Annotated in this window: 19 protein-coding genes; 13 read left to right on the top strand and 6 right to left on the bottom strand. The window is 71.2% G+C overall.

Translation table 11 applies throughout. The annotated features are described in order from the left end of the window. The first annotated feature begins 399 nt into the window (after positions 1-399). Genes IEZ19_RS02265 through IEZ19_RS02245 form a run of 5 tightly spaced genes read left to right on the top strand, consistent with a single transcriptional unit; the run spans position 400 to position 4,897 of the window. Positions 400-2,244: an ATP-binding protein gene (locus IEZ19_RS02265; protein ID WP_229839860.1), complete on the top strand. Its 1,845-nt coding sequence runs from the start codon at positions 400-402 to the stop codon at positions 2,242-2,244. Between the two features lie 5 nt (positions 2,245-2,249). After that, positions 2,250-2,660, top strand: a complete 411-nt coding sequence (locus IEZ19_RS02260; RefSeq protein ID WP_043670271.1) for a roadblock/LC7 domain-containing protein — start codon at positions 2,250-2,252, stop codon at positions 2,658-2,660. Next, entirely contained in the window at positions 2,657-3,067 is a 411-nt protein-coding gene (locus IEZ19_RS02255) for a DUF742 domain-containing protein (protein ID WP_189309234.1), read from the top strand. Before IEZ19_RS02260 ends, IEZ19_RS02255 begins: the two co-directional genes overlap by 4 nt. Continuing rightward, positions 3,048-3,653 (top strand): GTP-binding protein, encoded by a 606-nt coding sequence (locus IEZ19_RS02250; protein ID WP_189309233.1) that lies wholly within the window; start codon positions 3,048-3,050, stop codon positions 3,651-3,653. The genes IEZ19_RS02255 and IEZ19_RS02250 overlap by 20 nt, the downstream gene beginning before the upstream one ends. Beyond that, positions 3,650-4,897, top strand: a complete 1,248-nt coding sequence (locus tag IEZ19_RS02245) for a cytochrome P450 (RefSeq protein WP_189309232.1) — start codon at positions 3,650-3,652, stop codon at positions 4,895-4,897. The genes IEZ19_RS02250 and IEZ19_RS02245 overlap by 4 nt, the downstream gene beginning before the upstream one ends. 82 nt (positions 4,898-4,979) lie before the next feature. Here IEZ19_RS02245 and IEZ19_RS02240 read toward each other — a convergent pair whose 3' ends face one another. Further along, the gene (locus IEZ19_RS02240) at positions 4,980-6,011 is read right to left on the bottom strand and encodes a 7-epi-alpha-eudesmol synthase (protein WP_189309231.1); all 1,032 of its coding nucleotides are present in this window, start codon (positions 6,009-6,011) and stop codon (positions 4,980-4,982) included. Positions 6,012-6,457: 446 nt separating this feature from the next. On the opposite strand from IEZ19_RS02240, the gene IEZ19_RS02235 reads away from it, so the two are divergent. Further along, positions 6,458-7,666, top strand: coding sequence for an RNA-guided endonuclease InsQ/TnpB family protein (locus IEZ19_RS02235; RefSeq protein WP_189309230.1), 1,209 nt, complete (start codon positions 6,458-6,460; stop codon positions 7,664-7,666). A gap of 56 nt (positions 7,667-7,722) precedes the next feature. After that, positions 7,723-8,184, top strand: a complete 462-nt coding sequence (locus tag IEZ19_RS02230; RefSeq protein WP_189309229.1) for a pyridoxamine 5'-phosphate oxidase family protein — start codon at positions 7,723-7,725, stop codon at positions 8,182-8,184. Positions 8,185-8,324: 140 nt separating this feature from the next. Here IEZ19_RS02230 and IEZ19_RS02225 read toward each other — a convergent pair whose 3' ends face one another. Beyond that, the gene (locus IEZ19_RS02225) at positions 8,325-8,774 is read right to left on the bottom strand and encodes a nitroreductase family deazaflavin-dependent oxidoreductase (RefSeq protein ID WP_189309228.1); all 450 of its coding nucleotides are present in this window, start codon (positions 8,772-8,774) and stop codon (positions 8,325-8,327) included. Positions 8,775-8,856: 82 nt separating this feature from the next. Continuing rightward, entirely contained in the window at positions 8,857-9,489 is a 633-nt protein-coding gene (locus tag IEZ19_RS02220; protein ID WP_189309227.1) for a LysE family transporter, read from the bottom strand. Positions 9,490-9,781: 292 nt separating this feature from the next. On the opposite strand from IEZ19_RS02220, the gene IEZ19_RS02215 reads away from it, so the two are divergent. Together IEZ19_RS02215 and IEZ19_RS02210 are read left to right on the top strand one after the other, a co-directional pair. Further along, the gene (locus IEZ19_RS02215) at positions 9,782-11,032 is read left to right on the top strand and encodes a cytochrome P450 (protein WP_189309226.1); all 1,251 of its coding nucleotides are present in this window, start codon (positions 9,782-9,784) and stop codon (positions 11,030-11,032) included. 12 nt (positions 11,033-11,044) lie between these two features. After that, the gene (locus IEZ19_RS02210) at positions 11,045-11,263 is read left to right on the top strand and encodes a ferredoxin (RefSeq protein WP_189309225.1); all 219 of its coding nucleotides are present in this window, start codon (positions 11,045-11,047) and stop codon (positions 11,261-11,263) included. A 24-nt stretch (positions 11,264-11,287) separates the two neighbouring features. On the opposite strand, the gene IEZ19_RS02205 is transcribed toward IEZ19_RS02210, so the two are convergent. Continuing rightward, on the bottom strand, positions 11,288-11,845 hold the full coding sequence (locus tag IEZ19_RS02205; protein WP_189309224.1) for a TetR/AcrR family transcriptional regulator: 558 nt from the start codon (positions 11,843-11,845) through the stop codon (positions 11,288-11,290). Positions 11,846-11,950: 105 nt separating this feature from the next. On the opposite strand from IEZ19_RS02205, the gene IEZ19_RS02200 reads away from it, so the two are divergent. Both IEZ19_RS02200 and IEZ19_RS02195 read left to right on the top strand, forming a co-directional pair. Further along, complete coding sequence (locus IEZ19_RS02200; protein ID WP_189309223.1) at positions 11,951-12,409, top strand: nuclear transport factor 2 family protein; 459 nt, start codon at positions 11,951-11,953, stop codon at positions 12,407-12,409. A 28-nt stretch (positions 12,410-12,437) separates the two neighbouring features. Next, on the top strand, positions 12,438-12,965 hold the full coding sequence (locus IEZ19_RS02195; protein ID WP_189309222.1) for a flavoprotein: 528 nt from the start codon (positions 12,438-12,440) through the stop codon (positions 12,963-12,965). A 2-nt stretch (positions 12,966-12,967) separates the two neighbouring features. Here the strand turns inward: IEZ19_RS02195 and IEZ19_RS02190 are convergent, their stop codons facing one another. Further along, entirely contained in the window at positions 12,968-13,759 is a 792-nt protein-coding gene (locus IEZ19_RS02190; protein WP_189309486.1) for an endo alpha-1,4 polygalactosaminidase, read from the bottom strand. A 142-nt stretch (positions 13,760-13,901) separates the two neighbouring features. On the opposite strand from IEZ19_RS02190, the gene IEZ19_RS02185 reads away from it, so the two are divergent. After that, positions 13,902-14,870 (top strand): aldo/keto reductase, encoded by a 969-nt coding sequence (locus IEZ19_RS02185; protein ID WP_189309221.1) that lies wholly within the window; start codon positions 13,902-13,904, stop codon positions 14,868-14,870. Positions 14,871-14,895: 25 nt separating this feature from the next. Here IEZ19_RS02185 and IEZ19_RS02180 read toward each other — a convergent pair whose 3' ends face one another. Next, complete coding sequence (locus IEZ19_RS02180) at positions 14,896-15,738, bottom strand: phytanoyl-CoA dioxygenase family protein (RefSeq protein ID WP_189309220.1); 843 nt, start codon at positions 15,736-15,738, stop codon at positions 14,896-14,898. 69 nt (positions 15,739-15,807) lie between these two features. Between IEZ19_RS02180 and IEZ19_RS02175 the strand changes: the two genes are divergently transcribed. Then, the gene (locus IEZ19_RS02175; RefSeq protein ID WP_189309219.1) at positions 15,808-16,722 is read left to right on the top strand and encodes a helix-turn-helix domain-containing protein; all 915 of its coding nucleotides are present in this window, start codon (positions 15,808-15,810) and stop codon (positions 16,720-16,722) included. Positions 16,723-16,846 lie beyond the last annotated feature (124 nt).

Raw genomic sequence — 16,846 nt, 5'->3', positions numbered from 1 at the left:
GTACGACGGCGACGTCCGGATGCCCGCGGACGCCCACGACACGGGATTCCGGTACCGGAACTGGCAGTTGTGGCTGACGGACGACAGCTCGACGGCGTACGTCCGCACGCCCGACGGCGTCGAGGCCTGGCCCAGGGTGAGGCAAGGTACGGGGTGCCGCTGAGCAAGTCCACTTGCGTGCAAGGGGATTTGTCGATGTGTGGACTCGTCCCGGAGAGAGTGGCCGAACCCTCATGCCCGTGAGGGCTCGAGCTTGATCTTTTCGGGGTCGAACCAGATAGGCTCCAGTCCGTCACCGCGAGTTGACGCGACCGCCATGCAGTCGGCTCGCCGTGCGTACTCATGAGTGCGGCCTTTGCACACCCCCCTCTTCCGTTGTGTTGCGTTCGAAGGATGCAGATGGAACTCGCCACTCCGCCACCGGCGGCGCGGGCCCCTGTCGCCTGGTACAGCTGGTGGCTGCTGCCGCTGTCCTTGGGCGGCGGGACGGTCGCCGCCACGTTCATGAGCTCGGAGCACGTCACCGCCGCCGTCACGGGTGCCGCAGCGACGGCCGCGAGCGCCGTATGCGTCCGGCTCCTGGTCCGCTCGCAGAAGCAACTGCGCCGGGTGGAAGGCAGCTTCCACACGGCGCAGTCCGAGCACTCGCAGCAGTGGCAGCAGCGTGTCTCGGGTCTGGAGCGGAAGTTCGGCGCGGAGCGCGCCGGCCTTGAGGCGCGGCTCACCGAGCAGGCGGACGCCCACGAGGACCGGCTCAGAGAGCGGACGGCGGACTTCGACGCCCAACTCGCCGACAGCTCCCGGGCGTACGAGGAGCGGATCGCCGACCAGGCCACCTCCTACGAAGCCCAGCTGGCCGACCAGGCCGAGGTCTGGCAGAACCAGCTGGCGCACCAGCGGGACGCCGTCGCCAGGCTCGCCGACGAGCAGCTGCCCGAGGCGCTGAAGCGGCTGCGGGACGGCGACGGCATCGACGACCTGCTGCCCGCCACGGACCGCTCCGGGAAGGTCGGCCAGGAAGTCCAGGCCGATCTGCGCCGGATCCTGCGGACCTCGCTGATCGGCGTCGAGGACGAGCTCAACCGCTCCACCTCCGCCGAGCAGGCCGTGATCAGCATCGGCAACCGGATCCACGTGCTGACCAGCAAGCTGCGCGGCCGGCTGCACGACATGCAGGGCGAGCACGGACGGCTGCCCGGCGTGGCCCAGGGCCTGATGGAACTCGACCAGGAGATCGGCCCGGCCGACTGTCTCGCCGCCAGTATCGGCGTGCTGGGCGGCTCGGACCGGCCCGGACGCCAGTGGCAGGAGCCGCAGCGGCTGCTGAGCGTGGTGCGCGGCGGCATCGGCCGGATCAAGGACTTCCAGCGGATCGAGGTACGACACCTGCCCGAACTCGGCGTCGACGGCGGCCTGGTGGACCACCTCACGCTGATCTTCGCGCACCTCCTGGACAACGCGGCCCGCTACTCGCCGCCCACCGAGCCGGTGCTGGTCTCGGGCAAGGAGGTGCCGAACGGTGTCGGCATCGAGATCCAGGACTCCGGCAAGGGACTGAGCGAGGAGAAGAAGCGCGAGGCCGAGCAGTCCCTCGCGGGCACCGCGGCCGGACCCGGCCTCGGCGGCATCTCCGAGGACGCCAACATCGGCCTGCGCGTCGTCGGCATCCTCGCCCGCCGCTACGGAATCCGCGTCACCTTCGCCGACTCGCCCTGGCTCGGCACCTCGGTGGTCGTCGTCGTACCGCACAAGTACTTCAGCCCGCTGCCGGCCGCCCCCACGCCCACCGCGTCCGCGGTCCCCGAGGCCCCGGCCCCCGCGCCGTCCCACGGCCCGGCCGCCACACAGCCGCAGGCCGACCGCGCCGACGACGTGGACACCACGCCCGGCGGACTTCCCCGGCGCCGCAGCAAGCGGCGCGAGGACGACCGGCTGCCGCAGCCGGTACCGGTCGCGACGGGCAGCGTGTCGGCCGTACCGCCGGACGAGTCCTTCACCGGCCTCGCCGCCTTCGCCACCGCGGGCCGCGACCTCACCGACACGGCACCGCCGCCCGCCCGCCACGTCGACGAGCACGAGCCGGCGACCGCCGGACGCGGATCCACCGCGCCCGCCCCGCCGGACGGCCAGGACGGCACCCAGGAGTCCGCAGCGCACACGGCCGGCGACCGCGCGTCCGACGCGATCGGCGCCACGTCCGACGCCGGTGAGTCCACCGAGCACCGCACTGAAGAGAGCGACTAGTCCACATGACGCAACAGGGAACCGACGTGAGCTGGGCGCTCCGCGATCTGGTGGAGAGCATCCCGGAGATCCGCTTCGCCCTCGTGGCCTCCAGCGACGGCAAGGCCATCACCTCCTTCGGCGCCGAAGACCCCGACGACGTGGACCGCTTCGCGGCCGTGGTGGCCGGACTGCAGGCCCTGGCTCAGCCCGTCGCCGAGCAGTTCCCCAAGTACGCGGGCCAGTTGAGGCTCGCGATGATCGAGGTCGACGGGGGTCATCTGTTCGTCGTCCGCGCGGGTGTCGAGACGTATCTCGGCGTCCTCGCCCGCGAGGGCCTCGACCAGGGTCTGCTCGGCCATCAGATGAGGGACATGGCCCGCCGCATGGGTGAGCTCCTCGGCACCACTCCGCGCCTGGAGGAGCACTCTGGATGAGTGCTCCCCGCCGGCCCACGGACCCTCCCCCAGGCTCTCGGCTTCGCTCGAGCAGGGGGGACCCCCAAGGTCTCGAGCGCTACTACGTCCTCACCGGTGGGCGCAGCGGACCGGGCGGGGCGGCGTCGAGCCTCGACGTGGCGACCCTCATCGTCTCCCGCACCGCCCCCGTACCGGGCATGCAGCACGAGCACGAGGAGATTCTCCGGCGTTGCCGCGATCCGCTGTCGGTGGCCGAACTCGGCGCCCACCTCGGATTGCCCTTCAACATTCTCGCGGTGCTGCTGGCCGATCTGCTGGACGCAGGCCGCGTCGAAGCCCGTGACCCCATCCCGGCGCACGACGCCGGGCGCGGGCCCGACCTCGCGCTCCTTCAGGAGGTACTCAGTGGACTTGAAAGGCTTTGACCGATCCGGACAGCCGACTGCAGGGAGTGCCCGGTCGGTGAAGGTGATGATCGCCGGCGGGTTCGGCACCGGGAAGACCACCATGGTCCGCTCCGTCAGCGACATCAAGCCGCTCACCACCGAGGAGACCCTCACCCAGGCCAGCGTCGGCTCCGACCACCTCATCGGCATCGCCGACAAGGCCGAGACCACCGTCAGCCTGGACTTCGGCAAGATCAGCATCAACGACAGCCTGATGCTCTACCTGTTCGGGACGCCGGGCCAGGAGCGGTTCTGGTTCCTGTGGAACGGACTGTTCAAGGGCGCGCTCGGCGCGGTCGTCCTGGTGGACACCCGCCGGCTGGCCTCCAGCTTCCGGGCGATCGAGGAGATGGAGCGGCAGAACGTCCCGTTCGTCGTCGCCCTGAACGTCTTCCCGGACTCCAAGGACTATCCGATCGACGAGATCCGGGACGCCCTGGACATCTCCCCGCACATCCCGGTCGTCTCCTGCGACGCCCGCGACCGGGCCTCCAGCCGTGACGTACTCGTCGCGCTGATACGTCACCTGCAGGACCGCTCGGCCGTAGCACTGGAGTCCCGATGAACGACCGGCCCCACGACCACGACGCCCCGGGCGGCGGCTGCCCCGTCGCACACGGCGCCGGTGTCACCCGGCTGTACGGCCCCGAGTCCGCGACCGACCCGCACGGCATCTACGCGCGGCTGCGCAAGCGGCACGGCTCCGTCGCCCCCATCCTGCTGGAGGGCGACATCCCGGCCTGGCTGGTGCTCGGCTACCGCGAGAACCGGCGCGTGCTGGACAACCCGCTGCAGTTCAGCCGGGATTCACGGATCTGGCGGGACTGGAAGGAGGGGCGGGTCGCCGACACCTCGCCGCTCATCCAGATGCTGGGCTGGCGGCCCGACTGCGTCTCCCAGGACGGCGAACCGCATCGCAGGCTGCGCGCCGCGGTCACCGACAACCTCCAGGGGGTGACCGGACGCGGCATCCGCCGGCACGTCACGCACTTCGCCAACAAGCAGATCGACGCCTTCGCCGAGGCCGGCCGCGCCGACCTGGTGACGGACTTCGCCGACCATCTGCCGATGCTGGTGCTCACCCGGGTCGTCGGGCTCGCCGAGAGCGAGGGGCGCAGCCTGGCCGAGTCCAGCCACCAGGTCATGAAGGGCGGCGCGGACGCGCTCACGCACAACGAGAAGATCATGGCCGTGCTCGGAGAACTCGCCGCCCGCAAGCGCGCGGAACCGGGCTCGGACTTCGCCAGTGGGCTGATCGAGCACCATGCCGGCCTCGACGAGGACGAACTCGTCAACCACCTGCGCCTGGTGCTGATCACGGGACACACCATGACCAGCAACCTGCTGGCCCGGGCCCTGCATCTGGTCCTCACCGATCCCGCCCTGCGCTCCGGGCTGGTCAGCGGGCAGCTCAACCTCTCCTCCGTGGTGGAGGAGGTCATGTGGGACACCCCGCCGCTCGCGGTGCTGCCGGGCCGGTTCGCCACCTCCGACCTGGATCTCGGCGGCTGCCCGATCAAGGAGGGCGACCTGATGGTCCTCGGCCTCGCGGCCGGCAACGCGGACCCGGAGGTCAGACCGGACACCGAGGTCTCGGTCGCCGGCAACCAGTCCCATCTGGCGTTCAGCGCCGGACCGCACGAGTGCCCGGGGCAGAACCTGGGCCAGGCCATCATCGAGACGGCCGTGGACGTCCTGCTGCACCGCCTGCCGGGACTGCGCCTCGCGGTCCCCCCGGAGGAACTCACCTCGACGGCCTCCACCTGGGAGTCCCGACTGGACAGCCTGCCGGTCGAGTTCGCGGCGTGAGAGGAACCATGAGGGCCGCTGTCCTGCCGAACGGCGGCCCCCACGGCCCGGGTTCACACGGGCCGGTTCCGGACGGCCGGTCTCACACCGCGAGCAGGTCGTCCACCGAGCCCCGCCCGGCCAGTTCGGCGGTGGCCGCCGGACCCTCCTTGGCCGCCGCGTAGCGGCCGGTGGTCAGCGCCCACTCGTAGTTGCCGTTGATCCAGTGCCGGATGGCCTCCACCCCCATGGCCACCTGGGCCCGCTCGCCCTCGCCGAGGCCCAGCTCCTCGCACATCCCATGGACTTGGACCTCGAGTGCGACGTACTCCTCCAGGCAGTCGGTCGTCATCCGGTACGCCTCGTCGGCGGCCTCCTGCCAGGAGCCGCGCTGCTCTCGCTGCAGGACGCATATGAGGTTGTGGCCGTCGCCCCGGCGCCGCTCGCGCTCGAAGGAATGGATGTCGTTCATGAACCCGATGGTGTCGGCGGCCAGATCACGCATCCGTTCCATCAGGGGATGCGCCTGAACCTGCGCGGGCACCTCGAAGCGGCGGCTGCGCTCGCCCGCGTCGATGCTGTGGTGGATGCCGACGGTACGGCGGCGGAAGGCGGCGTACTCGTCGAGCCCCAGCGTCCCGGCCAGCCCACGGGCCGCCAGGTCGACCTCCTCGCAGTGCGCGACCAGGAACCGCCCCCAGGAGGCCGCGAAGCGCGACTGCCAGGTCAGGGACATGCCATCCGAAAGCCGTTCCCAGACCTCCGCCCAGGCCAGGGTGATGGGGCACACCACCCGGGGACGGCTGCCCGCCGGGCGCAGCGGTGTCACGATCAGCTCGCGCGCCACTTCCGCGATCCGGTCGGCGCGGTCCGGCTGGTTGGCGTCGAACTGGTCGTCGAACAGGAAGGCGAGTGAGAACCAGTTCATCAGGACGACCATGTCGTCCGCCGAGGCGTACGGGTAGGTGCGGGCGGCGGCCTGCGGCAGGTCCCAGGACTTGTACTCCTCGAACCCGGCCTGACTGCGTACCAGACCCATGTCCCAGATCCAGCGCAGATGACGCGCCCGCGCGTACTCCAGATGCTCGCTGACGGGGGTCTCGAAGGGCAGGTCGAACCTGACGTCCTGAGGCATGCGTGTCCTTTCGGGAGACGGAACGCAGAGTCCCCCGGCCCTGCGAGCGGGCGGCCCGTTCGCCGCCTGGGCACTCGAACTGCGCTTCATGGCAGGAAAGTTGAGACCAGAAGCATTACGAGGCTGCCCCGAGCCTAAATGATCTACACCGTGACCCGCTCGTGATGTGTGTTACTGCTGAGGCCCCGTGAGACGCGTACACTCACTCGCTCTCCGGGCCGGGCACCCGGCACGTTCACCTGCGGAGCACGCCGGCGGCCACACCGGACGCCGTGCGGACGTCATCGGGTCTTTCCTTCGTGGATATGCCGGCCTTCAGGCCGGGGAGGAAACGGAGCTCCTGCGGAGCAGGGCAGGGGAAGCCGGTTCGCCGCCAGAGCGGACCGGCGTCTACCGGCTACCGGCCAACACCTGTTGCTCACACGGAAACTGATAGAGTGTAAGGCATGAGGCAGCAGGTCAAGCGGGCGTTCAAGTACCGCTTTTACCCCACGGACGATCAGGCAGCCGAGCTGTCCCGCACGTTCGGCTGCGTCCGCCTCGTGTACAACAAGGCCCTGGAGGAGCGCACTCGCGCGTGGTACGGCGAGCAGCGCCGTGTCTCCTACGTGCAGTCGTCCGCCGCGCTGACGCAGTGGAAGAAGACCGAGGAACTTGCCTTTCTTACTGAGGTGTCCTCCGTGCCGCTCCAGCAGGCGCTGCGCCATCTTCAGACAGCGTTCGGGAACTTCTTCGCCAAGCGGGCCAAGTACCCCCGGTACAAGAGCCGGAAGACCTCCCGCCCGTCGGCCGAGTACACCCGCAGCGCCTTCACGTGGCGTGAGGGACAGCTGACGCTGGCCAAGATGGCGCAGCCCCTGGACATCCGCTGGTCGCGTCCGCTGCCCGAGGGCACGCAGCCCACGACGGTGACCGTGTCCCGCGACAGTGCGGGGCGCTGGTTCGTGTCCCTTCTGTGCGAGGACACCATCGCCCCGGCCCCGGCCACCACGAACGCGGTCGGCCTGGACGCCGGGATCACCTCCCTCGTGACCCTGTCCACCGGGGAGAAGATCGCCAACCCCCGGCACGAACGCCGTGACCGCGCCCGGCTGGCCCGCGCGCAGCGGGAGCTGTCGCGGAAGGCGAAAGGCTCGGCGAACCGGGAGAAGGCCCGGAGCAGGGTCGCCCGCGTCCACGCGCGGATCGCCGACCGGCGCCGCGACTTCCTGCACAAGCTGTCGACCCGTCTCGTCCGTGAGAACCAAACGGTCGTGATCGAGGACCTGACCGTCCGCAACCTGCTGAAGAACGGCAAGCTCGCACGCGCCATCTCCGACGCGTCGTGGACGCAACTCCGGTCGATGCTGGAGTACAAGTGCGCCTGGTACGGGCGCGAACTCGTCGTGATCGACCGCTGGTTCCCCAGCTCGAAGCTGTGCGGAACCTGCGGAACAGTCCGCGAGAAACTGCCGCTGAACGTCCGTGAGTGGACGTGCGACTGCGGCGCCGTGCATGACCGCGACGTGAACGCGGCACGCAACATCCTGGCCGCCGGGCTGGCGGCGTCTGCCTGTGGAGACGGTGTAAGACCTCAACGGGAGTCCTCCCGGACGGGGCGGTCGTCGGTGAAGCAGGAAACCCAGCGGGCGACCGCTGGAATCCCCCGCCCTTAGGCGGGGAGGAAGTCAAACTCGCGACACCACTCACGACACGAGGAGGCCGTACGACGATGAATCAGCCGCCCGCCCGCACCGCCGGACAACGGAAAAAGGACACCCTCCACCGTCTCGAGGACGACGTGGACGTCTGGGTCGCCACCGCGGCGGCCGACGGGGGAGTGCCCTACCTCGTACCGCTGTCCTTCGTCTGGGACGGTTCGACCCTGCTGCTCGCCACGCCCGCCGCGAGCCCCACCGGCCGCAACCTCACGGCGACCCGCATCGCGCGCCTCGGCATCGGGCCCACCCGTGACGTGATCATGGTCGACGGCGACGTGGAGCCGCTGACCCTCGCCGCCCTGCCCGAGTCCGAGGCCGACCGCTTCGCGGCGGAGACCGGCTTCGACCCGCGCCGGCTGACCACCGAGTACATGTACTTCCGGATCAGGCCCCGGCGTATCCAGGCCTGGCGGGAGGCCGGCGAACTCGAGGGGCGCGACCTGATGCGCGACGGGAAGTGGCTCGTGGACTGACCGGTCCGGATCCTGGGCAGCGGGCGGCCCCGCCGCGACGGGGGAACGCGGCGGGGCCTGACGCTCGCGTGCCCGGGACGCAGCCCGTTCATGCGTGCCGGGCACGGATTTTTCCGGAAGGGACCGATCCCCGGCCGGAATCAGCCCGCGGCGATCGGTTCCAGGACGAACACCGGGATCTCGCGGGACGTCTTCTGCTGGTACTCGGCGTACGGCGGGAACGCGGCGACGGCCCGCTCCCACCACTGCGCCTTCTCGTCACCGGTGACCTCGCGGGCCCGCATGTCCTGCTTGACCGGCCCGTCCTGCAACTCGACGTTCGGTTCGGACGTGATGTTGAAGTACCAGACCGGATGCTTGGGCGCCCCGCCCTGCGACGCGACCACGGCGTACGTGCCCCCGTGCTCCACCCGCATCAGCGGGGTCTTGCGGATCTTCCCGCTCTTGGCGCCGCGGGTCGTCAGCAGGATGACGGGGAGGCCCGTGTCGAGCAGCGTCGTCCCCTCGGTGCCGCCGGAGCTCTCGTACAACTCGACCTGGTTGCGCACCCATTCTGCCGGACTGGGCTCGTACTCGCCCTCAAGAGGCATTGCGTTGTCCCCTCCTCGGAACACGGTTCTCTGACAGCCTGATTCAACACCCGTGAGCATGTGATTCATCCGTACCGCGCCGTCACAGGGGCGACACCGCCATCCGCACGGCCAGCGCGAGCATGACACCGCTGGACAGCAGTGCCGTCACCAGCCGTCCCCGCCGCCCGGTCAGCGCGCGCCCGAGGAGCGCGCCGCCGCCGGCGAGCAGCAGCTGCCAGCTCGCGGAGGCCGCGAGCGCCGCCAGGACGAACACGGTCTCCTCCGGGGGAAGCGCCGTGTCCGCGCCGCGGGTGCCGAGCACCAGCGCGGCGAAGTAGAGCACGGTGGTGGGGTTGAGGAGGGTGATCCCGAGCAGTCCGAGATACGCCCGTGCCGGGCCCGGCGGCGGACGGCCGGGCCCGGTGCCGGGCCGGGGCTCGCGGTGGTGGCGCAGCGCGCCGGCCGCGCCCCGGACCGCCAGCGCGATCAGCACCGCGGCCGACACCCAGCGCAGCGGGCCCAGCACCGGGCGCAGCGCCCCCGCGACGGCGGAACCGCCGACCGTGGCCAGCAGGGCGTAGAGCCCGTCGGCGCTGGCGACGCCGAGCGCGGCGCAGGCACCGGTCCGCAGGGACGTCCGGGCGGTGAGGGAGACGAGATATGTTCCGACGGCACCGACGGGTATCGCGATGCCGTAGCCGGCGATCAGGCCGGCGACGAGCGCGGCCGTCACGGGCGTACGGGACCGGGCCTCCGGTTGCCGCCGGGCTGCTGTCGGCCCCACACCGCTCGGCCGTCGGCGGAGATCGGCGGCGAGTACGCTTCATGTGTGGGCATGTGCCGCATCCTGTGGCCCGCAGCCCGGCACCGGCAACCGGATTTCGGTGGGCATGAACGGCCGGACGGGTGAAGACCGGCCAGCTCGGGCGGATCACTGAACTGGCCTAACTTCCCGTCGTCCCACGGGTGCCTGGGGCATCTAATGAAGATCGGCACGACGCACCCCTTCGTCTGTGAGGTCTTCCATGACGGAACTGACGGACCTGACGGGAGCCGGCGGACCGGCCGACCCGACCGAACCGGCCGACCCCGTCCGCTTCCCCCAGAGCCGCACCTGCCCCTTCCACCCCCCGACCGGCTACGACCCGCTGCGCGACCGGCGCCCCCTGGCCCGCGTCACCCTCTTCGACGGCCGCCAGGTCTGGCTGGTCACCGGCCACACCACGGCCCGCGCCCTGCTCGTCGACCCACGCCTGTCCACCGACCGCACCCGTCCCGGCTTCCCTGCCCCGACGGCACGCTTCGCCGCGATCCAGGACCGCCGCCGGGCCGCTCTGCTCGGCGTCGACGACCCCGAGCACCGCACCCAGCGCCGGATGATGATCCCCTCGTTCACCGTCCGACGGGCCGGTGAGCTGCGCCCCGACATCCAGCGGATCGTCGACGGCCGGCTCGACGCGATGATCGCCCAGGGCCCGCCGGCCGAGCTGGTGAGCGCCTTCGCGCTGCCTGTCCCGTCCATGGTGATCTGCTCCCTGCTCGGCGTCCCCTACGCCGACCACGAGTTCTTCGAGGAGCAGTCGCGGCGGCTGCTGCGCGGACCCGAGGCAGCCGACACCCTGGCCGCGCGCGACCGCCTGGAGGCCTATCTGGGCGACCTGATCGACCGCAAGCGCGCCGCGCCCGAACCCGGCGACGGCATCCTCGACGACCTCGTCCACCAGCAGCTGCGCGACGGCACGATCGACCGGGCGGAACTGATCTCCCTGGCGGTCATCCTGCTCGTCGCGGGACACGAGACGACCGCCAACATGATCTCGCTCGGCACCTACACGCTGCTGCAGCACCCGGACCGGCTCGCCGAACTGCGTGCCGACCCCGCGCTGCTGCCCGCCGCGGTCGAGGAGCTGATGCGGATGCTGTCCATCGCGGACGGGCTGCTGCGCCTGGCCACCGAGGACATCGAGGTGGACGGGATCACGATCCGGGCCGGGGACGGCGTGGCCTTCTCGACCTCCGTGATCAACCGCGACGCGTCCGTGTACCCCGAGCCCGACACCCTGGACTGGCACCGCCCGGCCCGCCATCACATCGCGTTCGGCTTCGGCATCCACCAGTGCCTGGGCCAGAACCTGGCCCGCGCCGAGCTGGAGATCGCCCTCGGCTCGCTCTTCGAGCGGCTGCCCGGGCTTGCTCTGGCCGCCCCGCCGGAGGAGATCCCCTTCAAACCGGGCGACACGATCCAGGGGATGCTGGAACTCCCCGTGACCTGGTAAGAGGCTCCAGTCATGCACATCGACATCGAGATCGACAAGGACCTCTGCGTCGGCGCCGGGCAGTGCGCCCTGGCCGCCCCCAACGTCTTCACCCAGGACGACGACGGCTACAGCACGCTGATCCCCGGCATGGAGGACGGTGGCGGCGACCCCATGGTCCGCGAGGCGGCCCGGGCCTGCCCGGTCAGCGCCATCAAGGTGACCGAGACGGAGGCCGAGACCGCGAGCTGACGTCACGGCGGGCCCGGGCCGATGTCAGCCTGCGGCGGCCTCCACCAGCACCCGCGCCGCTTCCCGGGCCTGCCGGGCCGGCTCCGTGGCGCGGGTGATGCCCGCCGTGACCATGGCTCCTTCCGCCAGCAGATACAGCTGCCCGGCCAGCGCGCCGGGCAGCCCCGCGTCGGCCACCAGACCCTCGAGGTAGTCCCTGAACGCCCGCTTGTGCGCGTCGACCTGTGTCGTCACGCGGGCCGACGTCGCGCCCAGCTCGCCGTACGCGTTGATCCACGCGCAGCCGCGGAAGTCGTCCTCGCCGAACCACTGCTCCAGCCAGTCGAAGACGGCCAGCAGCCGGCCCCGCGGGTCGCCGTGTGCCTCCACGTGCGCGGCGAGCCGCTCGCGCCAGCGCTCGTCCCGGCGCTCCAGATAGGCCTCGACGAGCTGCTCCTTGGCGGGGAAGAGCTGGTAGAGGCGCTTGAGCGACACGCCGGACGTGCCGCGGACGTCGTCCATGCCGACGGACTGTATGCCGCGGCCGTAGAACAGCTTCTCCGCGGCGTCCAGCGCTTGCTCGCGGGCGACTGCGCTGTCCATGGCCGACCACTCCTTGACGAGAGAACGTGCGTTCTTCTAGATTAGCAGTCAGCTGGAGAACGCACGTTCTCCAGCTGCCGTTCCCAGGACTCCGAGGAGGAGACCATGGCCGACCGTCCGCCCCTGCCGCCCTTCACCCCGGAGACCGCCGCACAGAAGGTCCAGGCCGCCGAGGACGCCTGGAACACCCGCGACCCGCACAAGGTGTCGCTCGCCTATTCCGAGGACTCGGTCTGGCGCAACCGCGACACCTTCGTCACCGGCCGCGCCGAGATCGTCGAGCTGCTGACCGCCAAGTGGGCGCGTGAGCGCGAGTACGCGCTGCGCAAGGACCTGTGGGCCTTCTACGGCAACCGCATCGCGGTCCGCTTCCAGTACGAGAGCCACGACGCCGACGGGCAGTGGTGGCGGTCGTACGGCAACGAGTTGTGGGAGTTCGACGAGCACGGCCTGATGACCCGGCGCGAGGCCAGCATCAACGACGTGCCCATCGAGGAGAAGGAGCGCCGGATCTTCGGCCCGCGCCCCGAGTCGGAGCGGGGGCGGACGTTCCCGCTTCAGTAGGCGACCCGTGCGTCGGTACGGTGCTCGGATGACCGAACAGGCCGAGAAGCCCTTCCTGTACGCCGTCGTCTGCGCGGCCGGCATCGCCACGGGCCTCAGCAAGCTGATCACGGCCGCCCAGGAACGGGACTGGGAGGTCGGCGTCATCGCCACGCCGGTCGCGGCGGCGGGCTTCTTCGACACGGCCGCCGTGGAGGCGCAGACCGGTCGCCCGATCCGGTCGGCCTGGCGCACCCCCGCCGATCCGCGCCCCTTCCCGCCGCCGGACGCCGTGGCCGTCGCGCCCGCCACGTTCAACACGATCAACAAGTGGGCCGCGGGAATCGCGGACACGCTCGCGCTCGGCACACTCTGCGAGGCGTGCGGCCTGGGTGTGCCCATCGCCGTCCTGCCCTGCGTTGCCGACACGCTCGCCGTGCACCCCGCCTACCAGGACAGCCTGGCCCGGCTGCGCGGGATGGGCGTCCGCTTCGGCGAGCCGTACACCGGCGAGGTCGACGAGCGGGGCGGGCGCCCGGACTTCGCGTGGGAGCGGGCCCTGGACCTGCTCGAGTGAGGTCAGAGGTGGTCTTCGCGGACGTACCCCGCGCTGCCCGGTGTCGAGACCGCCATGTCGCGGCGGACGATGCTCAGCCTGTCGCCGTAGTGCGCGAGTGGCTCGCGCAGACCGCTGTCCGAGTACTCGACGACGAGGACGCGGTCGTCGAAGGCGCGCGCGTACTCACCGCACTCGTCCCACTCCGCGCACTCCTCCGCCACCGCGAAGTCGAGCCCGGTGCGCCCGCGTTCCTCGGCCAGTTCGACGGTGTTCTTCTGCGCGACGGCCAGGTGCCGGGCGTGCGCGTGGCGGGAGAGCAGCCTGACGAAGGCGGTCGCGTCGTCCGCGGTCAGCAACCCACGGGAGCGGGTGTAGCTGTCGTAGTTGTCCGGCTCGACGGCGTCGAAGCCCTTGTCCGCGCAGCCGTCGATCCAGCGGCCCACGCGCTTTGCCACCCGCGCCCGCTTGGCCGGGGTGCCGATGTCGAGCAGCGCCTCGTGCCAGTCCCGGTCGACGACCACCTTGCCGTGCGCGTCACGCAGCAGCAGGTCGGCGGGCCAGGAGTCGTCCTCGTCCGGCTGGGCCTGGAAGGCGTTGAGGTAGCAGACGTTGTAGAGACCGGGTGCCGGGGACGCCGTACGATCCCGGCTGACGATCCGCACGCCGGGGGGCGGGGGATAGGGGCCGCCGATCTGGTAGTCGAAACCGGTGTGGCGGGGCGGCAGCCGCACCTCGGTCGCGGTGCGGGCGGACTCGGGCGAGCCCTCTCGCGGTTCAGCCGGGGAACCGCATCCGGCGAGCGCGAGAACCATGGCCCCGGCGGCGGCACCGAGAGCCGGTGGGAGTCGTCGTGGCACGCCCAAGATCCAAGCGCCCACGCGCAGGCGCCGTCAAGCGGGGGCCGTGCGACGTACGCTCCCAGTGGTAACCGACCCGAAGGCAGGAGCAGCAACGATGCAGTACGTGAAGCTCGGTTCGACAGGCCTGGACGTGTCACGGATCTGTCTGGGCTGCATGACGTACGGCGACCCCGAGCGGGGCACCCACGAGTGGACCCTCGGCGAGGAGGCGTCCCGCCCGCTGATCCGGCAGGCGCTGGACGCGGGCATCAACTTCTTCGACACGGCCAACGTCTACTCCGACGGCACCAGCGAGGAGATCGTCGGCCGGGCGCTGCGCGACTTCGCCAAGCGCGACGACTACGTGCTCGCCACCAAGGTGCACGGCAGGATGCGGCCCGGACCCAACGGCGGTGGGCTGTCCCGCAAGGCGATCATGACGGAGATCGACCACAGCCTGAGCCGCCTCGGCACGGACTACGTGGACCTCTACCAGATCCACCGCTACGACCACGGGACGCCGGTCGAGGAGACGATGGAGGCGCTGCACGACCTGGTCAAGGCCGGCAAGGTGCGCTACATCGGGGCGAGTTCGATGTACGCCTGGGAGTTCTCCAAGGCCCAGTACACGGCCGAGCGGCACGGCTGGACCAAGTTCGTGTCCATGCAGAACCACTACAACCTGCTCTACCGCGAGGAGGAGCGGGAGATGGTGCCGCTGTGCGCGGACCAGGGCGTGGGCGTGCTGCCCTGGAGCCCGCTGGCCCGCGGCCGCCTCACCCGCGACTGGGGCACCGTCACCGACCGCAGCGCAACGGACAACTTCGGCAGCCGCCTCTACCTGGAGAGCGACCGCGCGATCGTCGAGGCGGTCTCCCGCATCGCGGGCGACCGCGGGGTGCCGCGCGCCCAGGTGGCGCTCGCCTGGCTGCTGCACCAGGACACGGTGACGGCGCCGATCGTCGGCGCGGCCAGGCCGCAGCACCTCGAGGACGCGGTGGCGGCGGTCGACATCGAGCTGAGCGACAAGGAGATCGAAGAGCTGGAACAGGCGTACACACCGCGGGCGATCAGCGGCCACTGACCGGCCGTCCGTGGCCGACGGTCCGTCAATGCGGGCCGTGCGGCGCGAATTCCGAGCCGCACGGCCCCGCCCCCTCACTCTCGGGGAGCGGCACACGGTCACCGCGCATCGTCAGCGTCCGGTAGTGGCTGCCGACGCGCTCCGCCGAGCGGCCCACGTAGTGCGCGATGAAGGAGCGGCGGAAACGGTCCGCGCTGCGGTTGGGCTGCGAGCCGTGCACCAGGCTGCCGTTGAAGAACAGGACGTCGCCCGGCTCCATGTCCACGGGTACGGCCGTCAGGCCGGGCGGCGGGGGCACGAACTCCCGGGCGAACGACAGCCCTTCGTCCGCCTCCTCGGGGCAGAACAGGTCCATCCGGTGCGTGCCCGGAACGACTTCGAGACCGCCGTTGTCCCGGTCGATCACATCGCAGGCGATCCACGCCGCCACACACGTGCCCGGTTCCACCCGCAGATAGAAGTTGTCCTGATGCAGCGCCTGCCCACGCGCCCCCGGCGGCTTGAAGTAGAACATGCTCTGCGCGGCCAGGACCTCCTCCCCGAACAACGCCTCCAGGACCGTCCGCAGCCGCGCGTCCAGCAGAACGTCACGGGCGAGCGGGTCGATCTCGTGCGGGTGCATCACCCGCGGATGCGTGAGCAGCGGGTCGGCCGGGCCGCCGTCCGCAGGCACCCGTGGCTCGAAGAGTCCCGGCACCGGACCGGCCGCGTGCAGCGCCGCGAACTCGGCACACAGCCGGTCGATCTCGTCGTACCCGAACAGCCCGCGTACGACCGTGAAGCCCTGCTCCTCGAACTCCCCGGCCCGCCGCCGCAGCGGCTCGGGCAGGCTGGGAGCGCCGGCGGCGCCGCTGTCCGTGGCTGTCATCCGTCCACTCCTCGCTCCCGTGTCCTCACCTCGTCACGCTAGGCCGACGCCCGCGATCGGAGGATGTCCATGACCGCTGCGGAACTGCCCGTGACTGCCGTACCGGGCGACCCCTCACCGCCGCCGGGTCCGGTGGTGGTCGGGCGCTACGACCGGGATCCGGGCTACAGCGTCGAGCGGCCCGCCGGCTCGGACAGCTGGTTGCTGACCTGGACCACGGGGGGACGCGGTCTGGTCCGTCAGGGGACCGCCGAGGCGTACGCCGGGGAGGGGGACCTGGTGGTGCTCGCGCCCGGTGTCCGCCACCGCTACGCCGTCGCGCCCGGAGCCCGGCACTGGGGTTTCTGGTGGGCGCACTGCCAGGCCCGGCCGGGTTGGGCGGCCTGGCTGCGCCCGTACGCCGTCGCCGACGGGATGTACGCGGTCACGCCCGTGCCCGATGTGCTGCACGGCCGTGTCGGCACGGTCTTCGGGCGCATGCTCGCCGACGCCCGCTGGATCGGTACCGGAGCACCGCCGCCACCCGCGCCCACCGACGGCGACCCGGTCGCCGTCGCACACGGCGGAGCCGCGCGCGAACTGGCGCTGTGCGCGCTGGAGGAGGTCGTGCTGCTCACCGCCTCCGCCGCGCGCGAGCCGGCCCCGCCGCCCGGCGTCGACGCGCGCGTGCTGCGGGCGGAGGAAGTCGTCGCCGCCGACCCCGGCGCCCCGCACACCGTCGGCTCGCTCGCCGCGGCCGTCGCGCTGTCGCCGTCCCGCTTCGCGCACCTCTTCACCCGGCAGACCGGCCGCTCGCCGATGCGCGCCGTGCGCGAGGCCAGGCTGCGTCATGCGGCCCGCCTTCTGGAAAGCACCGATCTGACCGTGGAGCGGGTGGCCGCGGCGTCGGGATTTCCCAGCCCGTTCCACTTCCACCGGGTGTTCCGCGAGCGCTGGGGTGTTCCTCCGGGCGCATACCGGACCCGGGTCCGTAACAGGTCGTAATGGGGATGCCGATACGGCGACAACCGGCAAATGCGCGCTCTTGACGTTTCGTCAATTCGATGCGGCGGAGAGGCATTGCGAAAAGTTTCGGGATCCCTTGTTGTGGCGTGCTGGCCTGTGCAAA

It is taken from the genome of Streptomyces brasiliensis, from assembly GCF_014647875.1.
Classification (GTDB): Bacteria; Actinomycetota; Actinomycetes; order Streptomycetales; family Streptomycetaceae; genus Streptomyces; species Streptomyces brasiliensis.
Note: the sequence above shows the minus strand (reverse complement) of the source record. Positions and strands in the feature narration are given on the sequence as shown.